This window comes from Winogradskyella sp. SYSU M77433 (assembly GCF_029911945.1).
Taxonomy (GTDB): Bacteria; Bacteroidota; Bacteroidia; order Flavobacteriales; family Flavobacteriaceae; genus Winogradskyella.
This window is the reverse complement of the sequence record NZ_JARYTG010000001.1, coordinates 602,750-625,551: the sequence shown is the minus strand read 5'-3', so window position 1 is coordinate 625,551 and position 22,802 is coordinate 602,750. Positions and strand designations below refer to the sequence as shown.

The window sequence follows — 22,802 nt, the reverse complement described above, 5'->3', positions numbered from 1 at the left end:
TTAGTATTTAGTGCTGCAAAAATAGGAATATTTATTCTTTTACATAAGTGATAAACGAAAAGGCATACTTATGTTTATCATCTGCTTGATGTGTGGTATTATTGATTTCTTTCCACTTAGATTCATCAATCTCAGGAAAGAAAGTATCCGCTTCAGGGAAAGTGGAATGTACACGCGTAATTTCTAGCTTATCAGCTAGCATTAGTGCTTGTTTGTATATTTCGCCACCACCAATAATAAATGGTTGTTTATCATTTCTTGAAGCATCGAGAGCATCTTCCATATTATGTACTACAATAACGCCATCAGGCACTTCATAGTCGGCTTGTCTTGTGATAACAATATGAGTTCTATTTGGTAAAGGTTTAGGGAAGCTTTCAAATGTTTTGCGACCCATTATAATGTGGTGACCGTTGGTTAGGGCTTTAAAACGTTTAAGATCATCACTCAAATGCCAAATTAAATCATTGTCCTTACCAATGGCATTATCTTCGCCAGCAGCAACGATAATCGTTAATTCACGGGAGTTTTTTTTTTCGTCATTGCCTTGCTCATTTTTAGCTTCATTATAAGCTTGGGTTTGAGCAATTTTATTTTCTTCTTTTAAGAAATTCTTTTTCAGTTTTTCAATACGTTCTTGTTGTTGATTTACCAGTTTGTCCAGCTGTTGTTTTTCCCAATCCTTACCCATGAATTTGTGAGTAATAAAAACCGAAACAAAGTGGTACACAAATAGAAATAGCCAAGCTAAAATGGCAAATACAAACCAATCAACACCAGCAATAGTAAAGTTCTTGCCAATGCCTAAAGCTATGTTTGCTAAAATGATAAATACCGAACCAATTAAAAAGACTACAAAATGAATGTATAAACGCTTTTTTTGTTTGATACGTTTTTGCGCATTTTCTATAAGCTCTAATTGGTCTTTATCTATAGTTGAGGTCTGTTTTTTCTTTCCGAACATATGTTGTTATTTATAAAGTAAAGATACCCAAATTTTAATGAAATTTTAGTGGTAGATAACGAAGTCTTTTGAGTTTGTATTACGAAAACGATATCATTGAAAATCAAGTGTTAACAATAAATATGTTGGTTATTGAAACAATAAAATATAAGAATGTTTTTTATGTACTTAAATAAAATGATACTTTAAATTTAAGAAATTGATAATTCTTTAATTTTTAAGCTTTTAATCGATTTGCTTAGGTGTTTTCTTTTATACATTTGTTACGTTAATTAAATCTATTATTATGGCGATTAAAAAGCAGTATCTAAAAAGTAAGCCAGTTTGTAAGGTAACGTTTTCTGTGCCTGCAGAGGAGGCAAAAAGTGTAGCAGTTGTTGGAAGCTTTAACGAGTGGAATACTGAAGCTAATGAACTAAAGAAATTAAAGAACGGTACTTTTAAAGGTACTGTAGACTTAGAAAGCGATAGCTCTTATGAGTTTAGATATATTGTTGATGGATCTTACATCAATGATGAGCAAGCAGATGCTTATGCATGGAACGATTATGCATCAGCTGAAAATGGAGTATTGAATCTGTAGAAATATTTATTTTATAAAATTGAAAAGGCGCTTTCTTCTGAAAACGCCTTTTTTATTATACAGCAACAACTCCTTTAATGTGTGGATGTGGATTATAGTTTTCTAAAGTAAAATCTTCAAATTTAAAATCGAAAATATCTTTCACTTCAGGATTCAGAATCATTTTAGGTAAAGGTCTCGGATCACGAGAAAGTTGTAATTCTAATTGTTCTAGATGGTTATTGTAAATATGTGCATCTCCAAAAGTGTGAATAAAATCACCTGGTTGATAGCCACAAACTTGAGCCATCATCATAGTGAATAGTGCATAAGACGCAATATTAAAAGGTACTCCCAAAAATATATCAGCACTACGTTGATATAATTGACAAGACAATTTTCCGTTAGCTACATAAAACTGAAAAAAGGCATGGCATGGTGGTAAAGCTGCTTTACCATTGGCTACATTTTCAGAAAAAGAAACTGAAGTATCTGGTAAAACCGAAGGGTTCCATGCAGAAACCAACATTCGTCTACTATTAGGATTATTCTTTAAAGTATCAATAACTTCCTTAATCTGATCTATATCTTCACTATTCCAATTGCGCCACTGATGGCCATAAACAGGTCCTAAATCGCCATTTTCATCAGCCCATTCATTCCAAATACGAACACCGTTTTCAGTTAAATAGTTAATATTGGTATCCCCTTTTAGAAACCACAAAAGTTCATAAATAATAGATTTTAGGTGTAATTTTTTTGTAGTTACCATTGGGAAACCTTCACTCAAATCAAATCGCATTTGGTAACCAAAAACACTTTTAGTGCCAGTGCCAGTTCTATCTCCTTTTTCGTTTCCGTTCTCTAAAACGTGTTTTACTAAGTCGTGGTATTGTTTCATAATATTTCCCACGAAAGTGGGAATCTAATTTAATTAAACTTTTGGTTTAAAGTCATAGATTTTTATAGATACACTTCGACTGCGCTCAGTGTGACCTCTCTATATGAGAAACGAAAATAAAAAAAAGCTTCAAAATCATAGACTTAAAGCTTTATTATAATATTAAAAGTTATTAACGAGTTTCTAGAATAAGACGATTCCTTTTGGTGAATTAAAAGGTTCTTAACCAATTATCATTCCTGCAATAGTAGCAGAGATTAAAGAAGCAATGGTTCCGCCTATTAGTGCTTTCATACCAAATTTTGATAGTTGTTTGCGCTGGCCTGGTGCCAAAGATCCAATTCCACCTATTTGAATACCAATTGAAGCAAAATTTGCAAATCCACATAGCATATATGTTGCCATAATTATAGATTTCTCATAAGTGAGATGTGTTGCATTAGATACATTTTTTAAATCCGCTAATTGTATGTAGCCTACAAATTCACTTGCAGCAAGTTTTATACCTAATAACTGCCCCATCATCATCATGTCTTCTTTAGCAACACCAATAAGCCACATTAAAGGGGCGAAAACGGTTCCTAAAATAGCTTCAAGAGAAAATTCAGGGTAAGGTGTGTTGGCCGCCATCCAACTATTTAAGGTTGTTACGTCACCTACCCAACCCAAAATGCCGTTTATCATAGCAATGAAAGCTACAAAAACTAAAAGCATAGCTCCAACATTTACAGCAAGTCTTAACCCTTCGGTAGTACCGTTGGCAATGGCATCTAATATATTAGCTCCAATTTTTTCTTGAGAGACTCTAACATCGGTATAAATATTTTCGGTTTGAGGGAATAATATTTTTGATATCACAATAGCACCAGGGGCAGCCATAACAGAAGCTGCTAGTAAATGTTTTGCATACATTAATCTTAATGCTGGGTCATCACCACCTAGAAATCCTATATAAGCTGCAAGTACAGCACCAGCAACAGTTGCCATGCCACCAATCATTACTAGCAGGATTTCAGATTTGTTCATTTTTTCCAAATACGCCTTGATGAGAAGTGGAGCTTCTGTTTGTCCTAAGAAAATATTACCTGCAACACTCAAACTTTCTGCACCAGATATTTTAAGGAGTTTTGTTAGCAGCCAACCAAAAGCTTTAACCACTTTTTGGATAATGCCTAAGTAAAATAATACAGAGGTTAGTGCAGAAAAGAATAAAATGGTTGGTAGCACTTGGAATGCAAAGATAAACCCGAAAGTATCCATATCAACAACTAATCCTTCAAAGAGAAATTTACTTCCTGCTCTTGTGAAATCTAGAACGCTTACAAATAAACTTCCAACCCATTCAAAAGCTATTTTTACAAAGCCTACTTTAAGAACACCAATAGCTATAAGAATCTGGAAAGCTAGACCGATACCGACAGTTTTCCAATTGATGGCTTTTCTGTTACTACTAAATAAAAAAGCAATGATTATCAGTACAACCATTCCTAAAACACCTCGCCAAATGCTATCTAAGGAAACACCTTGACTGGGAATAATAGTATTGGTGTCAGGTTTATTTGTTATAGTTGAAACATCTTCTTTGTGTGAGATTAGATCAAAATTCATGCTTTCTCCAGAGAAAACAAGCGTAGAATCTGTTAGTTCGGTGATTTTATAGCGCTCAATAGATTGAATAGAGTCGTTATGATAAAGTACCAATAATTTGTTTTGGTACATATAGTCACCATTAAGGTTTTCTGAAGAATTTGAAGAGAATTCAAATTCACCATCCTGAAAATTCAGCGTATGAAACTCACTGTCTGATGATTTTGAAACCCATTTTTTTTCAAGTTCTTGTGCTGTGATTGATGAAAGTCCAATAAAAATAGCAAGAAGGGCCTTGAAAAAGTATTTCATGAAAATGTAAGTGTTAGTTAGCGTTTAGATATTTCGTCTCTAATTTTAGCAGCTTTTTCGTAGTCTTCGTTATTTACTGCTTCATCGAGTAAGGCATTTAGTTCTTCTAAAGATTTGTCTTTGTAGCCTTCCTTTTCAAAAGTTGCAGATTCTATTTCTTCTGCAATTACGTCGTCTACTAAGATGCTATCTTGTTCTTCATCCTCTTTTTTTGGATTCACTTTAAGATAGATGCCTGCCTTATCCAAAATGTTTTTATAGGTAAAAATCGGTGCTTGAAAACGAAGTGCTAAAGCAATGGCATCGCTTGTTCTGGCATCGATAATTTCTTCAATTTTGTCGCGCTCACAAATCAAGCTAGAGTAAAATACTCCATCTACAAGTTTATGAATGATAACTTGCTTGACAACAATATCGAATCTATCTGCAAAATTTTTGAATAAATCGTGTGTAAGTGGCCTTGGAGGTCGAATTTCCTTTTCTAAAGCAATAGCTATAGATTGTGCTTCAAAGGCACCTATAACGATTGGTAGTTTTCGATCTCCTTCATATTCATTGAGGATTAAAGCATATGCGCCATTTTGAGTTTGGCTGTAAGAAATCCCCTTTATATTTAAACGAACTAAGCTCATAATTATAAAACACAAAGAACTGTTTAAATTTGGACTTTACCAACTGCAATTTACAGATTTGGTTAATTTTCTCATAGTTTCGATGAAACGTAACGGATATGAGAATTTCTAAATTTAAACAGTCCTTATCTTACTACAAGGTAATAAAATTATGCGTTTTGAGCCTTAAAAGCTTTCAATTTTTCTGTTAATTTAGGTACAACTTCAAAAGCATCACCCACAACTCCATAGTCTGCTGCCTTGAAGAAAGGAGCCTCAGGATCTGTATTGATAACTACTTTTACCTTAGAAGCGTTGATACCTGCTAAGTGCTGAATTGCACCAGAAATACCAATAGCAATATATAAGTTTGAAGCTACAGGCTTACCTGTTTGTCCAACGTGCTCGCTATGTGGTCTCCAGCCTAAATCTGAAACAGGCTTAGAACAAGCTGTAGCAGCACCAAGTGTTTCGGCTAATTCTTCTACCATTCCCCAATTTTCAGGGCCTTTTAGACCTCTACCACCAGAAACAACAATTTCAGCATCTGCAATACTTACTTTGTCAGTAGCTTTGTCAACTGATTCTACATTTACACCAGATTCTGGTAATGAAGGTGAAAACTCTTCTGTGGAAGCACTAGTATCATTTTCAACTACACCAAATGAATTATTGGATAAACCAACAACTTTTACATCAGTGTTTATTTCGGTATTAGCAAACGCTTTATTAGTGAAAACAGAACTCTTTACTGTAAAAGGTGAAACGTTTGAAGGCGCTTCAACAACATTAGATACATAACCTGCATCTAGGTTTACGGCTAAAAGAGGTGCTAAATATTTACTATTAGCACTAGAGCTTACTACAACAACTTTAGAGCCTTCTTGTTTAGCAGCTTGCTCAATAACTGAAGCGTAAGTTTTTGCATTAAATCTATCTAAACTATCAGCTTTTACTGAAAGTACTTTTGAAGCACCATACTTACCTAAAGTATCAGGTTGATCTGCATTAACAGCTACAGCGGTAACGGTACTACCCATTTTATCAGCAATAGCTTTGGCATAAGAGACAACCTCGAATGCTACTTTTTTAAATTTTCCTTTTTCGGATTCTGTATATACTAAAACGGACATATGTTTTTTATTTTTCTTATCCCGAAGTTAAGCGTTCAGGATGTCATTAATGATTTTTTTAAATGAAACTAAATTGTAACAACTGTTAAGTACTAAATAACTTTAGCTTCGTTATGAAGTAAGTTTACTAACTCATCTAAATTGTCAGCATCAACTAATTTCACAGCTCCTTTTGGCGCTGGTTTTTCAAAACTTACTGCATTTGTTTCAGCATTCGCATCAACAGGTTCAGCAACAGTTAAAGGTTTTTTACGCGCCATCATAATGCCACGCATGTTAGGAATTCTAAGATCACTTTCTTCAACAATACCTTTTTGTCCTCCAACCACTAACGGAAGAGATGTACTTACAGTTTCTTTTCCTCCATCAATTTCTCTTACAGCTTTTGCAGAAGTACCATCGACTTCTAAGCTAATACAGTTGTTTACAAAGTTAGCACCTACCATAGCTGCGATCATACCTGGCACCATTCCTCCGTTATAATCAATAGATTCTCTACCAGCAATAACTAAATCGTAACCACCATCTTTTACAACCTTAGCAAGTTGTTTAGCGACAGAAAAACCATCTGTAGCAGGAGTGTTAACTCTAATGGCAGTGTCTGCACCAATGGCTAAGGCTTTTCTTAAGGTAGGTTCTGTTTCTGGTCCACCGACGTTTACAACATCTACGCTAGCACCTTGTTTTTCTTTAAACCACATGGCACGCGTTAGACCGAACTCATCATTAGGATTAATTACAAATTGAACACCGTTAGTGTCAAACTTAGTGTCACCTTCCGTAAAGTTGATTTTTGAGGTTGTATCAGGAACATGACTAATACATACTAATATCTTCATAAAAAATTATTTATTTAAAGGTCTTTATTTATATGGTCACGAAGATAAATATATAATTTGAATTTTTACTATGCATGCATAGTAAATTTATGGTTTTTTCACAAAACTTAACATTTGAATGTTAAATTTTCAGTTTTAAAAGCAATAATTGAGAATTTGATTGATTGATTTTGATTGGGTGGAAGTGCTAAAAGTTTTATTGTGTCTAGGTAATTTTATCCGCTTTATTATTATAAAATTAAACTGAATTATTCCTATTTTTGCTATTCGAATAAAATTATAATAATGAAGACAATTCAATTTAGAGAAGCTATAGCTGAAGCCATGAGCGAAGAAATGAGAAGAGACGAAAGTATCTATCTTATGGGCGAAGAAGTAGCTGAATATAATGGAGCTTACAAAGCTTCAAAAGGTATGTTAGATGAGTTTGGGCCAAAACGTGTAATAGACACACCAATTGCAGAGTTAGGTTTTGCTGGTGTTGCTATAGGTTCTACAATGACAGGAAACCGTCCGATTGTAGAATATATGACATTTAACTTTTCTTTGGTTGGAATTGATCAGATTATAAATAATGCGGCTAAGATTAGACAAATGTCTGGTGGGCAGTTCAAGTGTCCAATCGTATTTAGAGGACCAACAGCTTCGGCTGGTCAGCTAGCTGCAACGCACTCTCAAGCTTTTGAAAGCTGGTTTGCAAATACTCCAGGATTAAAAGTTGTTGTGCCATCTAATCCTTATGATGCTAAAGGGCTTTTAAAATCTGCAATCCGTGATGACGATCCAGTAATTTTTATGGAGTCTGAGCAAATGTATGGTGATAAAGGTGAGGTGCCAGAAGGAGAATATACTATTCCATTAGGTGTCGCTGACATTAAAAGAGAAGGTACAGATGTTACTGTAGTTTCTTTTGGTAAAATCATTAAGGAAGCATACAAAGCTGCAGAAGAATTAGAGAAAGAAGGTATTTCAATTGAAATTATAGATTTACGTACTGTACGACCAATGGATAGAAAAGCTATCTTAGAATCTGTAAAGAAAACAAATAGATTGGTAGTTTTAGAAGAAGCTTGGCCTTTTGGAAACGTTGCTACTGAGATTACATATTTGGTACAATCTGAAGCTTTTGATTACTTGGATGCTCCTGTAGTAAAAATAAATACAGCAGATACGCCTGCGCCATATTCACCAGTTCTTCTTGAAGAGTGGTTGCCTAATAGCAATGATGTGGTAAAAGCAGTTAAAAAAGTAATGTACAAATAAATAAATCGCGGTTTTCTGCGTTTAATAAACTTCATTAGTGACCCTCATGCTAAAGTTTGCACGGTTGTTGATGAAGTTTTTTATTTTAATATGAAGATAAAACTACTTATCACTCTTTTAGGCCTCAGTTTTTTTTCTGTTATAGCACAGACTAAAGTCAGCGGTTATGTTTTTGATGAAAGCAATCAGCCTATTGCTTTTGCAAATGTACTTTTCAAAGGTTCTACAACAGGTACAATCACAAATGAAGAAGGTAGGTTTTATCTAGAATCTGATGAAAATTGGGAAACACTTATTGTATCTTTTCTAGGTTTCGAAATGCAAGAATATCCTTTAACTAAACGCGTTAATTACGATCTTAAGTTTACGCTAAAAGAAGAAGCCTCTTCTTTAAATGAAGTTGTAATTGTTACAGGAAAGCAGTCAAAAAAGGCTTCAGAAAACCCAGCGATTAGAATTCTCAAAAAAATTTGGGAACGTAAGCGACAAAATGGTCTTAGCCAATTTAAGCAATACCAATACGACCAGTACGAAAAAGTAGAATTTGATCTCAATACCATTGACAGTGCTTTAATTAAAAGTAAACTTTTTAAAGGCATGGAGTTTGTTTTTGAGGAGGTAGATACTTCAAACGTTACAGGAAAAACCTACTTGCCTATTTTCTTAAATGAATCTGTAAAGAAAGTTTATGGAGACAATATTATCAACAAAAAGCGTGAAGATCTTGTAGGTAATAAAAATTCAGGATTTAGTAATAATCAAATCATTATTGATTTTATTGAAGATTTATATTCAGATTTTAATGTTTACGATAACTACTTAAAGTTTTTCGATAAGAGTTTTGTAAGTCCTTTGAGCCGTACAGGAATTCAAACCTACAATTATGTGCTATCCGATAGCGCTTATATTGATAACAAATGGTGCTACAATATTATCTATTATCCAAGACGAAAAAATGAACTCACTTTTAAAGGTGATTTTTGGGTTAATGATTCTACTTATGCCATAAAAGAAATTAACCTACAAGCTTCAAAAAGTGCCAATATAAACTGGGTTAAAGAAATTTATATAGAGCAAGAATTTGAAGTGCTCAATGATTCTTTATTTCTGATAAAACGCGATTACTTCTTGTCTGATTTTGCTCTGAATAAAAAGGAAAAATCAAGAGGTGTTTACGGAAAGCGAACTACGTTGTACGATAATTATAAATTCAATGAGTCAAAGGATAGAGACTTTTATGACAAAGAGGTTTATAATTATGATGAAGACGTTTATAACAGAGAAGATGATTTTTGGGAAGAGAATAGGTTAGAGGCTTTAAATAAAGATGAAAAAGGTGTGTATAAAATGTTGGACACACTTAAAACAGTTAAAAAATTTAAGCGTCTCTATAATTTAGGAAGCATTTTAGCTTCTGGCTACATAGAATTTCCGAGTATAAATTTCGATTATGGGCCAATCTTTTCAACTTTTGGTTATAATGAAGTTGAAGGTTTACGACTTAGAACAGGAGGAAGAACTTATTTTGGACCAAATGATTTATGGAGATTAGAAGGCTTTTTGGCTTATGGCTTTAGAGATGATAAATTTAAATACGGTATTTCAGGAAAGTGGTTGTTAGATAAAAAGAGTCGTTTAACCATTTTTGGTGGTAATCGTAGAGATATTGAACAAATAGGGGCAAGTCTTACCAGCTCTACAGATGTTTTAGGTAGAAGTTTGGCATCCTCATCGGTTATAACAACGGGAACCAATGATAAGCTTACCAACATTAATCTAGTCAATTTAGGGCTGTCTATTGAGCCACTCAGAAATTTTGAAATGCGACTCGATGGTAGTTTTAGAACTTTGAGTTCGGCATCTCCAACTTTTAGTTTAGATTATAACGATCCTGAGTCACCAACAGGAGTTTCTTCAGAAGTTGAGCAGTTTGAAACACGTTTTTCTTTAGCCTATTTCCCTAAGCGACAAATGACAGGTTATGGAGTGGAGCGTAAAGAGCGAAACGATGATTACGCTAGACTGTTTGCTCAGATCAGTCGAGGTGATAGAGATTGGTTAAGTAGTGATTTTGACTATACAAAGCTTCAGTTTTCTTATATACAACCATGGCAAGTAGGTGGCTTTGGTAGATTAACAACATCTATTGAAGCAGGAAAAACTTTTGGTGAAGTGCCTTTATCGTTACTAAATGTGGTACCTGGTAACCAAACCTATTTTTCTATATATAATACGTTTTCTCAGTTAGATTTTTACGAGTTTGTAACAGATACTTATACCTCAATGCATATAGAACATAATTTCAACGGACGTATTTTTTCAAGAATACCTTTTTTGAAGAAATACAACTTGAGAGCTATTATGAGCTTGCGCGGTGTTTGGGGTGAATTATCAGATGAAAATATAGCTTTGAACACTACAGGAAATCCAGTTGAAATTCCTTTAATGGCACCAGATAAGGATATTTATTATGAGTACAGTTTTGGTGTGGCAAACATTTTTAAAATCCTTCGAATAGATTTTAATTTTAGAGGAAATTATCTTGATAATCCCGACGCCAGAAGATTTGGTGTTACCGGTAGTTTTGGTTTCTACTTTTAAGATAAATCCATCAATATTCTGTTTTGTCTTCTTTTTTTGCCCATTCTTTAAATGGTTGGATAGCTATATCTCTTGCTAGTTGAATAAATGGAATACTTCTTTTTTCGTAAGGAAGAGGAATTTCTTTGTAAATAAACGCGTCATCAAAACCAATATTGGCAGCATCTACCTGATTACTTCCGTAATAAACCTTGTCTGGTCTGGCCCAATAAATAGCGCCTAAACACATTGGGCAAGGTTCACACGATGTATAAATTTCGCAACCTTCAAGCTGAAAAGAATCAAGATTTTTACAAGCATCTCTTATTGCGGTAACTTCAGCATGAGCAGTTGGGTCATTAGTTGAGGTAACTTTGTTGTTGCCGCGACCTACAATTTTCCCGTCTTTAACAATAACGCAACCAAAAGGGCCGCCTTCATTATTATTCATACCTTTTAAAGCAGTGTTAACTGCTTCTTGCATAAAATATGCTTTCTTATCCATATACTTATTTATTTAAGACAAAAGTATAATAAGCAGTTAGAAATCGCTACAATAAGTAAAACATTAGTTAGGTGAAATGTGCTTAAGCCACAAATTGTCTTAATGTATTGCTGATGGTGTTTACTTTAGGTTTGAAAATTGGTTTTAAAAAACGCGAAAGTTGGTCAAATTCAATTAAAAAAGCATCATGCCCATGAATAGATTTAATTTCACTGATATAAACATTATCCTTAATGCTTTTTAATTCCACGTAGGAATTCCAATTTTCCTCAGGTTTAAAAAATAAATCAGAATTTATGGTAACAATATGTATGTTGGACGAAATTTTTGAAGCAACATCTAAAAAGTTATCTCTTCCTTCTGTAATATCAATAGTTTTCAATATTTGGTTCATCATCTTGTAAGCAGAAAGGTGAAAGCGATTATTTAAATTATCACCATGGTAGTTGAGCCAAGATTCTATATTGTATAAACCAGATTCAGTTTTTGTTCTGTTGAATTTATCCTTCAAGGAATCAGGTGTACGATACAGTGTCATAGCATGCATCCTAGCATCTGATAGCGGTTGACTAGAATGATTGAGAATAGCATCTTGAATATGGCAATTAGCAATAAGCCAATCTGTAGATTTCCAATCTGTAGCAATAGGAATAATGTTTTCTGCTAAATTTGGTTTTAACGCAGCTAACTCCCAAGCAATGCCACCTCCTACGGAGCCTCCAATGATAGCAAAAAGCTTGTCGATACCTAATTTTTGTAATCCAATTGCAAATAACTGAGCAATATCTCTAGCTGTAAAGTCTTTGTAGTTATCTAAAAGATGTTCTCCTATGTTCTCAAACCCATTACCTGGAATATTAAAGGCTAATATGCAATAGGTGTCTGTGTCTATACACTTGTTTTTTCCAATTAAATCATTCCACCAACCTTTCTCTCCAATAACATTTGAATTTCCAGTAAGTGCATGGTTAATCATTATGATTGGTGCTTCATTTAAGTTTTTTCCAAAGGTTTGGTAAGACAAATTAATACTCGTGGTTTTACCTGTAGATGTGGTGTATTTAGGAATGTTTATGTAATGTAAATTTTCCATTTCTATTTTTAATAGGTTAAACAGATGTCTTGCTAAGACAAGACATCTGTTTTCTAATAAACAACACTAATTAAAGACTAATTTTGAAGCGACTTTTTCTTAATAACAACAGAAAAAGCTTCTTTTAAATCGGCTTTTAAATCATCAATGTTTTCTAAACCAACAGATAGTCGTATTAAGTCTTTAGTAACTCCTGTAGCTTCTTGAGCTTTGTCACTCAGTTGTTGATGAGTTGTACTTGCAGGGTGTATAATTAAAGATTTTGTATCACCAATGTTGGCAAGTAAGGAGAATAGTTTTGTGGTGTCTGCAATAGTTTTTGCAGATTCGTAGCCTCCATCTACACCAAAGGTTACAATACCGCTTTGTCCTTTTGGTAGATATTTATCAGCAAGTTTTTTGTATTTGCTTGTTGCTAATCCAGGATAATTCACCCAATTTACTTCAGGTTGTTCTTGTAGCCATTTCGCTAATTCCAAAGCATTTTGACTGTGCTTTTTTATACGCAATTCTAAGGTTTCTAGTCCTTGAATAATTTGAAAAGCATTAAAAGGGCTTAATGTTCCACCATAATCTCTTAGGCCTTCTACTCTAATTTTGGCAATAAATGCAGCAGCTCCTAGAGCTTCGCTATATACCAAACCATGATATCCTGGTGACGGTTCTGTAAATTCAGGAAATTTACCGTTTGTCCAATCAAAAGTACCAGCATCAATAATAATTCCACCAAGAGATGTACCATTACCATTGATGTACTTTGTTAGAGAGTGAATAACAATATTGGCACCATATTCAATAGGGTTCAGTAAATAAGGAGTGGCCACTGTATTGTCAACAATCAAAGGAACCTTATGAGCTTTAGCTTCTTTAGAAATCGCTTCAAGATCTAAAACATCGAGCTTAGGGTTTCCTAAAGACTCAATAAAGAATGCTCTTGTATTTTCTTGCGCTGCTTTTTGAAAGTTTTCAGGGTCAGAAGGATCTACAAAAGTTGTTGTAATTCCATGTCTTGGAAGGGTTACACTCAATAAATTATAAGTGCCACCATATAAACTACTCGATGCAACAATATGGTCTCCTGCTCTTAATAAGGTTAGTAACGTTGTTGAAATTGCAGCTGTACCAGATGCTGTTGCTACAGCGCCAATACCACCTTCAAGGTCTGCTAGACGTTGCTCTAAGATGTCGTTTGTAGGGTTGTTTAATCTTGTGTAGATAAATCCTGGGACAGAAAGGTTGAAACGCCCTGCAGCATCATCGGCATCATTAAATACGTATGATGTGGTTTGGTAAATAGGAACTGCTCTGGTTCCGCCATTTTTACTAACATCGTGTCCTGTGTGCAACGCTTTTGTTGCGAATTTTTGTGTACTCATTTTTCTAAGTTTTTGAGTTAATAAATAAATTAAACCAAAAGCCAAATAAGCTTCGATTGAAGCGTACTTAATAGAAAAATGTTAAAAAGAAAATGCTAATTACAGATGAGTGATTAGTCTTGAGTTATCTATCTAAATTGTTCGATAAATGAATCGAAAATAAAGTAGAATTTAGCACCTTCTCAGTAAGTCTAAGGGTTGCTAAGGTTTCAACGGGTCTATTCCCTCCACCTTTCTTGATAACATTTCAGTAAGTTTTGAACTTTGTGAGTACAAATATTGCAATACAAAAAATTAAAATCCAAATATTTTAGTGATTTTATATATTTTTTATGAGAATTTTAAGCTCAAGGCGCGTATCTAGTCAAGTATTTTTGGTTTATAATGTCGCTAACAGGTTTGTTTTCAATTTTACTTTCAAGCCAAGAAATAATGTCTAAATACAGAAATGCTCGTCTCTCGTAAGGATGATCTTCGTAAGTTTTTAGAGTGATTAATAATTCTTTGAAAGCATCCTTTAAATCATGAGGATAAATGTGTTGTAAATTCTTGATGAACTTTATCATTTCCTTTTGTACCTCGTGCAAATCATTCATTTTTATTAAGAATTTATAGGTGCTTCTTAATAGAGTTTCTAAGTGATAATCAAGTCCAGCCTCATAATGTGCCACCAAGTTTAAAACTCTTGAGAAACAAAGTAAATCCTCTCTCATAGAAAGTGATTTATTCGAAATGATTTTATCTAAATATCTAATACATTCTTTGTTGTTTCCTGCTCCAAAATGTAAACTAGCAAACTTGTAGTAGAAAATCATTTTATGATGTGCATCTATTTTATCTTTAAAGGTTTCTAGTTCTTTTTCTATCTTAGGAATTAGCTCTAAACCTTCTTCAAAACTACCATCAATAAAATGAGCATTTATGTTATGAAAGTTGGTGTAAAGAAAAACTAGTGATGCTACATTTTCATCCTTAGGAAATTTAGGGTGATTTACTGTGGTTTTAAATTCTTCTAACTTCTGAAGGAATTTAGGCTTATTTCTAATGTAGAATATAGCTTCTAAAAGATAATTATTACCCTTTAAAAAGAAAACTGGATTCAGGTGAATCATGCCTGTATTTTGATAAAATAAGTCCACCCATTTCGAAGCATATTTGTAACAACTCAAAAAGTCTTGCATTAAAAAACTATACCATAATTGCGCTTTGTAATACCACAATTTTTCTCTAAAGCCTACTTTATTGAAATTAAATTTAGGAAGCCTGTCATTAAAATATTTAGTTACTTTTTGGCTTTCTTCTTCATTCTTAACGTAACCAGTTTTTAGTATAGTACTGTAAAGTTGAAGTGATAAATTAGATAGTTTGCTGGCAATAACATTCTGGGCACTTAGGCTTTTGGCTTGCAATGCAAGTTCATCTGCTCTGTTACTAATGCTGCGTGTGATGTATTGTGACTCAATTATTTTTTCGAGCTCAACAATTTCAAAAGCAAGATTCTTTTCTTCATTAGTAATAGCAAGCTCTTTAGCTTTATCTAAAATTTTTAAACTTTGTTTGTATAAGCCTTTGTGGTATAAAATTGATGCAAAATCTAGCTGTTCTCTAATTTGCGAACGTATGTTTTGATGCGATGGGCTCAATTTTAAGCTGATTAAAATCTGTTTGTATAAATGCGCCTTTACATTGGCAAGTTGCTGCTTTTTTACAATGCCGCTTTTTACTATTGCAGCTTCATTATAACTAGAAGCTTTATCCAAAAAATTAAAAAGATTTAAAAATTTAGAATCCGAGTTTACGTCAAGTCTACCAACGTATAGCTTAAACTGACGTTTTTCTGATTTGGTGAGTGACTTCACAAGAGCGAATAAATTGTCTTTTTGGTCTTTAGTTATCAATTAAAAATCGAGTTATTAAATTGTAAATCAGTTAATTAATATTCGTTTTGGACTTTGGGCATCGTAAACTAGAGCGAAGACTTAGAGCCAAACTATTTTCAAAGTATAAATTCGTAAGACAATACTAAAATATATTTTAATAAATGTCAAATAACCATATTCAAATATTTGATACAACTTTGAGGGATGGTGAGCAGGTTCCTGGCTGTAAATTAAACACAGAACAGAAAGTTGTTATTGCAGAACAACTAGACCTTCTTGGAGTAGATGTTATTGAAGCAGGTTTCCCAGTGTCTAGTCCAGGCGACTTTAAATCTGTGGAAGCAATTTCGCAAATTGTAAAAAATGCAACAGTATGCGGATTAACTAGGTCTGTAGAAAATGATATAAAAGTAGCGGCAGAAGCGTTGAAATATGCTGTGAAACCTAGGATACATACAGGAATTGGAACTTCAGATTCTCATATCATTCACAAATTTAAATCTAATAAAGAAGATATAATTGAGAGAGCTTACAAAGCTGTAAAGTATGCAAAGTCTTTTGTTGAAGATGTAGAGTTTTATGCTGAAGATGCTGGTAGAACAGATAACGAATACTTAGCTAGAGTGTGCGAAGCAGCTATAAAGGCTGGTGCTACAGTCTTGAATATTCCTGATACAACAGGATATTGTTTGCCAAGCGAGTACGGAGCGAAAATCAAATACTTAAAAGAAAACGTAAAAGGAATAGAAAATGCTATACTGTCTTGTCATTGTCATAATGATTTAGGGTTGGCTACAGCAAATTCTATAGAAGGTGTAATTAATGGTGCTAGACAAATAGAATGTACTATTAATGGTATTGGTGAGCGTGCAGGAAATACTGCTTTAGAAGAAGTGGTGATGGTACTGAAGCAACATCCATACTTAAATTTAGATACTAATATCAACACATCAATGCTGTATGGTATGAGTCAATTAGTGAGTGATAGTATGGGTATTTATACACAGCCAAACAAGGCTATTGTTGGTGCTAATGCGTTTGCTCATAGTTCAGGAATCCACCAAGATGGTGTTATAAAAAACAGAGAAACTTACGAAATTATAGATCCAAAAGATGTTGGTGTTACCGAATCTGCAATTGTGTTAACAGCAAGAAGCGGTAGAGCAGCATTAGCTTACAGAGCTAAGAATGTAGGTTATGAATTAACCAAGCTTCAGTTAGATGAAGTGTATGCTAATTTCTTGGATTTTGCAGATAAAAAGAAAGAGATTGATGATAATGATATCCATCAAATTATTGAAACGAGTTCAGTCTATAAACAAATAATTTCAGCTTAAATGTCAAAAAAAACATTATTCGATAAAGTCTGGGATGCGCATGTGGTCAGTAGTGTAGAAAACGGTCCACAAATATTGTATATAGACAAACACTTAATTCACGAAGTTACAAGTCCGCAAGCTTTCAAAGAACTGGAAGATCGCGGAATTCCTATTTTTAGACCAGATCAAATTGTAGCTACGGCAGATCATAACACGCCTACCTTAAATCAAGATAAACCAGTAAAAGATGCGTTATCTAGACAACAGTTAGAGCAACTTTCAGAGAATTGTAAGAAAAACGATATTACCTTATACGAGTTAGGACACAAGTATAATGGCATTGTTCATGTAATGGCTCCAGAGTTAGGAATCACACAACCAGGTATGACTATGGTCTGTGGCGATAGCCATACATCAACACATGGTGCATTCGGAGCCATTGCTTTTGGAATTGGTACAAGTCAGGTAGCCCAAGTTTTTGCAAGTCAATGTTTGTTATTGACTAAGCCAAAAAGTCTTAGGGTTAGTGTAAATGGAAAACTAAAAAAAGGCGTTTTACCTAAAGATGTTATCCTGTATATCATTTCAAAATTAGGTACAAATTCTGGTACAGGATATTTCTGTGAATACGCGGGAAATGTCTTTGAAGAAATGAGTATGGAAGGTCGAATGACCGTTTGTAACATGAGTATAGAAATGGGTGCGCGTGGTGGAATGATTGCTCCTGACGAAACAACTTTTGAATATATAAAAGGACGAGAATTTGCTCCTAAGGGTGAAGATTTTGAAAAGCAAGTAGCGTATTGGAAATCTTTACCAACCGATGAAGGAGCGACGTTCGATAAAGAATATTCTTTTGATGCTGAGGACATAGAGCCAATGATTACTTATGGAACTAATCCAGGCATGGGTATAAAGATTACTTCTAATATTCCTAAAGAAGAAAATGCCTCGTTTAAAAAATCTTTGGCATATATGGATTTTGAAGCTGGTGAAAGTCTAATCAATAAACCAATTAACTACGTGTTTATAGGTAGTTGTACCAATTCAAGAATTGAGGATTTTAGAGTGGCTGCTTCTTTCATTAAAGGAAAACAAAAAGCGGATAATGTTACGGCTTGGTTAGTGCCAGGAAGTAAACAAGTAGAAGCTCAAATTATTGAAGAAGGATTAAAAACTATTTTTGAAGATGCAGGTTTTGAACTTCGTCAGCCAGGTTGTTCAGCTTGTTTAGCGATGAATGAAGATAAAATTCCACAAGGAGAATATTGTGTGTCAACATCCAATAGAAATTTTGAAGGACGACAAGGACAGGGTTCTAGAACTATTCTAGCTAGTCCATTGGTTGCTGCGGCAACTGCTGTTGCTGGAAAAATAGTGGATGTCACACAAGAAATAGAGGAAATGGAAGCTGTAGGTATTTAACTTACGGCTTTTAAGTTTAAGACCCTTTTCATTACACATTATAAAATTTAAAATAGTCCTAATCTTAGGAAATAAATATGGAAAAGTTTACAACATTAAAATCATCTGCCATTCCTCTAAATATTGAGAATGTAGATACAGATCAAATCATACCTGCGCGTTTTTTAAAAGCCACGGACAGAGAAGGTTTTGGTGATAATGTATTTAGGGATTGGAGATATAACAAAGATGGTTCTTTAAATGAAGACTTCGTTTTAAATGATTCAAAATACTCAGGAAGTATTCTGGTAGCTGGAGATAATTTTGGTTGTGGTTCTAGTAGAGAGCACGCAGCTTGGGCAATAACAAACTATGGATTTAAAGTCGTGGTTTCAAGTTTTTTTGCTGATATATTCAAAGGAAATGCTCTTAATAATGGCTTGTTGCCAGTTCAGGTTTCTGAAGAATTTTTAAATCAATTATTCAGTCAGATTGAAAAAGAACCAACAACAACTATAGAAGTTAATCTAGAAGATCAAACCATTTCTGTGTTAGGTTCTGATTTGTCAGAAACATTTGAGATTGATGCTTACAAGAAAACATGTTTAATAAACGGGTACGACGATATCGATTACCTTGTTAATAGTAAAGAATTAATAGAAGCTTTTGAAGCACAAAAAACATACTAATTACACTAATGAATTTAAATATAGCAGTTTTACCAGGTGACGGAATTGGTCCAGAGGTTACAAGTCAGGCAATTAAAGTTTTAAAAGCAATTGCGACAGAGTTCGATCATAATTTTAAGTTTACTAATGCAGATGTTGGTGCTATTGCCATTGATAAGTATAATGATCCTCTTCCAGAGGAAACGCTAGATGTTTGTATGTCTACTGATGCTATTTTGTTCGGTGCTATTGGTGATCCTAAATACGATAATGATCCAACTGCAAAAGTACGTCCAGAACAAGGCTTGTTGAAATTGAGAAAAGAATTGGGCTTGTTCGCAAATATTAGACCTGTAAAAGCATATGAAACCTTACTGGAAAAATCTCCTCTAAAAAGAAATATCATTGAAGGAACCGATATTAGCATTTATAGAGAACTTACAGGAGGTATTTATTTTGGTGAAAAACATTTGAGTGAAGACGGTAATGTAGCTTCAGATTTATGTGAATATTCACGAGAAGAAATAGAGCGTATAGCACATTTAGCATTTAAAGCAGCTCAATCTAGAAATTATAAAGTCACCTTAGTAGATAAAGCTAATGTTTTAGAAAGTTCAAGGCTGTGGCGAAAAGTTGTGGGCGAAGTAGCTGAACAGTATAAAGACGTGACTTTAGATTTTTTATTTGTAGATAATGCTGCGATGCAAATGATCCTAAACCCAAAACAGTTTGATGTTGTTTTAACGGAAAATATGTTTGGAGATATTATTAGTGATGAAGCTAGTGTTATTGGTGGATCTATTGGGTTATTGGCATCAGCTTCTGTTGGAGAAAAGTATGCAATGTTCGAGCCAATTCATGGTTCTTTTCCTCAGGCAAAAGGTAGAGGAATAGCAAATCCTATAGCGTCAATTTTATCGGCTGCAATGCTTTTAGAGCATTTTAATTTGCATAATGAAGCAGAATTGGTGAACTTAGCAGTAGAAAAATCGCTGAAATTACATATCAGTACTCCTGATGTCAACGAAAAGCACGACAATATCACCACAAATAAAGTTGGTGATTTCATACAGGATTTTATTCATAATCCTAATGACACGAATTTAAATTTTACAAATATCCATTTAGGACAATCTACAATCATATAAATTAGATGCCCACACAACCAAAACTTACTCGATTTAATCAAAATGTATTAGCCAAATATCAGATATATAACAGTATCTTTATGACGTTGCCCTTTGATAGTGTAACTAAAACAGGGGCTTTATTGCCTTTGTTTCATGAAACTTGTCATAAGGGATTTGCCAATCAGGAAGATCCAACTACGATAGTCAATACATTCTTCAAAAAATATCAGGCAAGGAGGTCAGAGGAAAGTCAAATCAATTTATTATTTCGTTTTATTCAATACATTGAAAGACAAGTAGTGCTTTTCGATGCTATTGAAGATGCTGCATTTCCGGTAGTGAACAATATGGATGGTATTGGTACGCTTAGGAGTTTGAAAGAATCTGTTATAGCGAATGATAAATTAGGAACGCTTCAAAAATATCTGGAAGAATTTAAAGTTAGAATTGTGCTTACTGCACATCCAACTCAATTTTATCCAGGTGCTGTTTTGGGTATTATTACCGATTTAACTGAAGCTATCCGAGAAAATGATTTGTTAAGAATTAATGATTTGTTGGCTCAGTTGGGTAAAACACCATTTTTTAAACATAAAAAACCAACACCTTATGATGAGGCTGTAAGTTTAATTTGGTATTTAGAAAATGTGTTCTATAAGTCCTTTGGAACGATTTACGATTACATTCAGCAGAATATTTTCGATGGAAAACAGATTGATAATGATATTATAAATATTGGCTTTTGGCCAGGTGGTGACAGAGATGGAAATCCTTTTGTAACTCCTGAGATTACTTTGAATGTAGCAATGAGACTTCGAGAAACGGTAATCAAAAATTATTACCGTGATGTACGTCGTCTGAAACGTAAACTTACATTTTCTGGTGTCGAAGATAAGATTGGATATTTAGAAAATGAGCTCTATAAATTATTTACCAGAAATGAATCTAGCTTAACGCTAAATGAGTTTAGGGAAATAATGGAGGGAGTACGAGATACGGTTAAAGAAAAGCACCAGTCGCTTTACTTAGCAGAGGTGAATAGTTTGTTGAATAAGATTCATCTTTTTGGATTTCATTTTGCCAATTTAGATATCCGTCAAGATAGTCGTAAGCATCACCAGTTTTTTACAGATATGGTAGATGCCTTAATTGATAGTGGAAGTAATATTTTTCCAAAAAATTATCATGACTTATCTGAAAAAGAACAAGTCGCTATTTTATCAAAAGTACAAGGTGAGGTGGATTTGTCGTTAATTAATGATGAAGAAACCCTAAAAGCTTTGGAAACCATGAAGGTTATCAAAACCATTCAAGACGAGAATGGTGAAAAAGCGGCTAATCGCTATATTATTAGTAACAACCAAACAACGCTAAATGTTATGCAGTTGTTTGCAATGTTGAAGTTGGTTGCCTTTCAAGATGAGCTTACGGTAGATATAGGACCTTTGTTTGAAACAATAACCGATTTGGAAAATGCTCCTAAAGTGATGGAGGAGTTGTATACAAATCCAGAATATGCAAAGCATTTAAAATCTAGAGGAAATAAGCAGACTATTATGCTTGGTTTTAGTGATGGAACCAAAGATGGTGGTTATTTAATGGCTAATTGGGCTATCTATAAAGCCAAGGAGGCTTTAACTGCTGTTTCTAGAAAATACGATATTAAGGTAATTTTCTTTGATGGTAGAGGTGGTCCGCCAGCAAGAGGAGGTGGAAAAACACACAACTTCTATGCGTCTTTAGGGCCAACGATAGAAGATGAAGAGGTGCAGTTAACTATACAAGGTCAGACAATTAGTTCTAATTTTGGAACATTAGAGTCGTCTCAATACAATCTTGAACAGCTTATAAGTTCTGGTATTTATAATAGTATCAGTGATAAAGATTTGAGTATGACTCAAGAAAACAGAGATGTAATGACAGATCTGGCAGAAAGAAGTTATAAGGTGTATTCAGATTTTAAAGCGCATCCTAAGTTTATTCCTTATTTGGAATTTATGAGTACGCTAAAATATTATGCTAAAACTAACATTGGAAGTCGTCCTTCAAAAAGAGGGAAATCTGAAGGTTTAGTGTTCGAAGATTTGAGAGCTATACCTTTTGTGGGATCTTGGAGTCAGTTAAAACAAAATGTGCCAGGTTTCTTTGGTGTAGGAACAGCATTAAAGCATTATGAAGATTCTGGTGAGTTTGATAAGGTTAAAACCCTGTATAAGACTTCTGATTTCTTTAAAACTCTTATTGAAAACAGTATGATGTCCTTGTCAAAATCGTTCTTTGATTTAACAAGATATATGTCTGAAGATCCTCAGTATGGTGAGTTTTGGAATATCATTTACAACGAATACGAAACTACAAAACGACTAATACTTAAACTTACTGGTTACAAAGAATTAATGCAGGAAGAGCCATCGGGTAAAGCTTCGATAGCGGTAAGAGAATCCATTGTGTTGCCTTTGTTGACAATTCAACAATATGCATTGAAAAAAATTCAGGAGTTAGAAAAAGCTGAGGTTAAGGATGAAGAACGATTAAAGATTTTTGAAAAAATGGTAACTAGATCATTGTTTGGAAATATTAATGCTAGTCGTAATTCAGCATAAAAAAAACTAAATCGAATTTTGATATAATAAAAAAACCTCTGAATATTTTCAGAGGTTTTTTTGGTAATTAAA

At 33.9% G+C, this 22,802-nt stretch carries 18 protein-coding genes and 1 riboswitch; of the genes, 8 read left to right on the top strand and 10 right to left on the bottom strand.

Going from position 1 to position 22,802, the window contains the following annotated elements; translation table 11 throughout:
* Positions 1-31: 31 nt before the first annotated feature.
* Positions 32-964, bottom strand: a complete 933-nt coding sequence (locus QGM60_RS02655) for a dihydrofolate reductase (protein ID WP_281138681.1) — start codon at positions 962-964, stop codon at positions 32-34.
* Between the two features lie 286 nt (positions 965-1,250).
* On the opposite strand from QGM60_RS02655, the gene QGM60_RS02650 reads away from it, so the two are divergent.
* Entirely contained in the window at positions 1,251-1,547 is a 297-nt protein-coding gene (locus tag QGM60_RS02650) for an isoamylase early set domain-containing protein (protein ID WP_281138680.1), read from the top strand.
* A gap of 55 nt (positions 1,548-1,602) precedes the next feature.
* On the opposite strand, the gene QGM60_RS02645 is transcribed toward QGM60_RS02650, so the two are convergent.
* The 5 genes from QGM60_RS02645 to QGM60_RS02625 form a co-directional block, all read right to left on the bottom strand.
* Positions 1,603-2,427, bottom strand: coding sequence for a thymidylate synthase (locus QGM60_RS02645; RefSeq protein ID WP_281138679.1), 825 nt, complete (start codon positions 2,425-2,427; stop codon positions 1,603-1,605).
* A gap of 222 nt (positions 2,428-2,649) precedes the next feature.
* On the bottom strand, positions 2,650-4,326 hold the full coding sequence (locus tag QGM60_RS02640; RefSeq protein ID WP_281138678.1) for a nucleoside transporter C-terminal domain-containing protein: 1,677 nt from the start codon (positions 4,324-4,326) through the stop codon (positions 2,650-2,652).
* Positions 4,327-4,343: 17 nt separating this feature from the next.
* Positions 4,344-4,958 carry a bifunctional nuclease family protein gene (locus tag QGM60_RS02635; protein WP_281138677.1) on the bottom strand — a complete coding sequence of 205 codons (615 nt, stop codon included), beginning with the start codon at positions 4,956-4,958 and terminating at the stop codon, positions 4,344-4,346.
* Positions 4,959-5,107: 149 nt separating this feature from the next.
* Positions 5,108-6,070 carry an electron transfer flavoprotein subunit alpha/FixB family protein gene (locus QGM60_RS02630; protein WP_281138676.1) on the bottom strand — a complete coding sequence of 321 codons (963 nt, stop codon included), beginning with the start codon at positions 6,068-6,070 and terminating at the stop codon, positions 5,108-5,110.
* A gap of 92 nt (positions 6,071-6,162) precedes the next feature.
* Entirely contained in the window at positions 6,163-6,909 is a 747-nt protein-coding gene (locus QGM60_RS02625; RefSeq protein WP_281138675.1) for an electron transfer flavoprotein subunit beta/FixA family protein, read from the bottom strand.
* Positions 6,910-7,194: 285 nt separating this feature from the next.
* On the opposite strand from QGM60_RS02625, the gene QGM60_RS02620 reads away from it, so the two are divergent.
* Positions 7,195-8,172, top strand: coding sequence for a pyruvate dehydrogenase complex E1 component subunit beta (locus QGM60_RS02620; protein WP_281138674.1), 978 nt, complete (start codon positions 7,195-7,197; stop codon positions 8,170-8,172).
* A gap of 90 nt (positions 8,173-8,262) precedes the next feature.
* Positions 8,263-10,773 carry a DUF5686 and carboxypeptidase-like regulatory domain-containing protein gene (locus QGM60_RS02615; RefSeq protein ID WP_281138673.1) on the top strand — a complete coding sequence of 837 codons (2,511 nt, stop codon included), beginning with the start codon at positions 8,263-8,265 and terminating at the stop codon, positions 10,771-10,773.
* A gap of 10 nt (positions 10,774-10,783) precedes the next feature.
* Here the strand turns inward: QGM60_RS02615 and QGM60_RS02610 are convergent, their stop codons facing one another.
* The 4 genes from QGM60_RS02610 to QGM60_RS02595 all read right to left on the bottom strand — a co-directional run bounded on the left by QGM60_RS02610 (position 10,784) and on the right by QGM60_RS02595 (position 15,621).
* Complete coding sequence (locus QGM60_RS02610) at positions 10,784-11,257, bottom strand: nucleoside deaminase (protein WP_281138672.1); 474 nt, start codon at positions 11,255-11,257, stop codon at positions 10,784-10,786.
* 82 nt (positions 11,258-11,339) lie between these two features.
* Complete coding sequence (locus tag QGM60_RS02605) at positions 11,340-12,350, bottom strand: alpha/beta fold hydrolase (protein WP_281138671.1); 1,011 nt, start codon at positions 12,348-12,350, stop codon at positions 11,340-11,342.
* A 77-nt stretch (positions 12,351-12,427) separates the two neighbouring features.
* Complete coding sequence (locus QGM60_RS02600; protein ID WP_281138670.1) at positions 12,428-13,726, bottom strand: O-acetylhomoserine aminocarboxypropyltransferase/cysteine synthase family protein; 1,299 nt, start codon at positions 13,724-13,726, stop codon at positions 12,428-12,430.
* A 121-nt stretch (positions 13,727-13,847) separates the two neighbouring features.
* Positions 13,848-13,972, bottom strand: a riboswitch (SAM riboswitch).
* A 101-nt stretch (positions 13,973-14,073) separates the two neighbouring features.
* Positions 14,074-15,621, bottom strand: coding sequence for a hypothetical protein (locus QGM60_RS02595; protein ID WP_281138799.1), 1,548 nt, complete (start codon positions 15,619-15,621; stop codon positions 14,074-14,076).
* Positions 15,622-15,767: 146 nt separating this feature from the next.
* On the opposite strand from QGM60_RS02595, the gene QGM60_RS02590 reads away from it, so the two are divergent.
* From QGM60_RS02590 to QGM60_RS02570, 5 genes are all read left to right on the top strand, one after another.
* Positions 15,768-16,943, top strand: a complete 1,176-nt coding sequence (locus QGM60_RS02590) for a 2-isopropylmalate synthase (RefSeq protein WP_281138669.1) — start codon at positions 15,768-15,770, stop codon at positions 16,941-16,943.
* The gene (leuC, locus tag QGM60_RS02585) at positions 16,944-18,350 is read left to right on the top strand and encodes a 3-isopropylmalate dehydratase large subunit (RefSeq protein ID WP_281138668.1); all 1,407 of its coding nucleotides are present in this window, start codon (positions 16,944-16,946) and stop codon (positions 18,348-18,350) included.
* A gap of 77 nt (positions 18,351-18,427) precedes the next feature.
* On the top strand, positions 18,428-19,018 hold the full coding sequence (gene leuD, locus QGM60_RS02580) for a 3-isopropylmalate dehydratase small subunit (protein WP_281138667.1): 591 nt from the start codon (positions 18,428-18,430) through the stop codon (positions 19,016-19,018).
* Between the two features lie 8 nt (positions 19,019-19,026).
* Complete coding sequence (leuB, locus tag QGM60_RS02575; RefSeq protein WP_281138666.1) at positions 19,027-20,145, top strand: 3-isopropylmalate dehydrogenase; 1,119 nt, start codon at positions 19,027-19,029, stop codon at positions 20,143-20,145.
* Between the two features lie 5 nt (positions 20,146-20,150).
* The gene (locus tag QGM60_RS02570) at positions 20,151-22,730 is read left to right on the top strand and encodes a phosphoenolpyruvate carboxylase (protein ID WP_281138665.1); all 2,580 of its coding nucleotides are present in this window, start codon (positions 20,151-20,153) and stop codon (positions 22,728-22,730) included.
* The last annotated feature ends 72 nt before the right edge of the window (positions 22,731-22,802 follow it).

Coding starts and splice junctions, on each gene's coding strand:
- QGM60_RS02655 (WP_281138681.1), bottom strand. CDS start 964: ATGTTCGGAAAGAAAAAACAGACCTCAACTATAGATAAAGACCAATTA.
- QGM60_RS02650 (WP_281138680.1), top strand. CDS start 1,251: ATGGCGATTAAAAAGCAGTATCTAAAAAGTAAGCCAGTTTGTAAGGTA.
- QGM60_RS02645 (WP_281138679.1), bottom strand. CDS start 2,427: ATGAAACAATACCACGACTTAGTAAAACACGTTTTAGAGAACGGAAAC.
- QGM60_RS02640 (WP_281138678.1), bottom strand. CDS start 4,326: ATGAAATACTTTTTCAAGGCCCTTCTTGCTATTTTTATTGGACTTTCA.
- QGM60_RS02635 (WP_281138677.1), bottom strand. CDS start 4,958: ATGAGCTTAGTTCGTTTAAATATAAAGGGGATTTCTTACAGCCAAACT.
- QGM60_RS02630 (WP_281138676.1), bottom strand. CDS start 6,070: ATGTCCGTTTTAGTATATACAGAATCCGAAAAAGGAAAATTTAAAAAA.
- QGM60_RS02625 (WP_281138675.1), bottom strand. CDS start 6,909: ATGAAGATATTAGTATGTATTAGTCATGTTCCTGATACAACCTCAAAA.
- QGM60_RS02620 (WP_281138674.1), top strand. CDS start 7,195: ATGAAGACAATTCAATTTAGAGAAGCTATAGCTGAAGCCATGAGCGAA.
- QGM60_RS02615 (WP_281138673.1), top strand. CDS start 8,263: ATGAAGATAAAACTACTTATCACTCTTTTAGGCCTCAGTTTTTTTTCT.
- QGM60_RS02610 (WP_281138672.1), bottom strand. CDS start 11,257: ATGGATAAGAAAGCATATTTTATGCAAGAAGCAGTTAACACTGCTTTA.
- QGM60_RS02605 (WP_281138671.1), bottom strand. CDS start 12,350: ATGGAAAATTTACATTACATAAACATTCCTAAATACACCACATCTACA.
- QGM60_RS02600 (WP_281138670.1), bottom strand. CDS start 13,726: ATGAGTACACAAAAATTCGCAACAAAAGCGTTGCACACAGGACACGAT.
- QGM60_RS02590 (WP_281138669.1), top strand. CDS start 15,768: ATGTCAAATAACCATATTCAAATATTTGATACAACTTTGAGGGATGGT.
- leuC (WP_281138668.1), top strand. CDS start 16,944: ATGTCAAAAAAAACATTATTCGATAAAGTCTGGGATGCGCATGTGGTC.
- leuD (WP_281138667.1), top strand. CDS start 18,428: ATGGAAAAGTTTACAACATTAAAATCATCTGCCATTCCTCTAAATATT.
- leuB (WP_281138666.1), top strand. CDS start 19,027: ATGAATTTAAATATAGCAGTTTTACCAGGTGACGGAATTGGTCCAGAG.
- QGM60_RS02570 (WP_281138665.1), top strand. CDS start 20,151: ATGCCCACACAACCAAAACTTACTCGATTTAATCAAAATGTATTAGCC.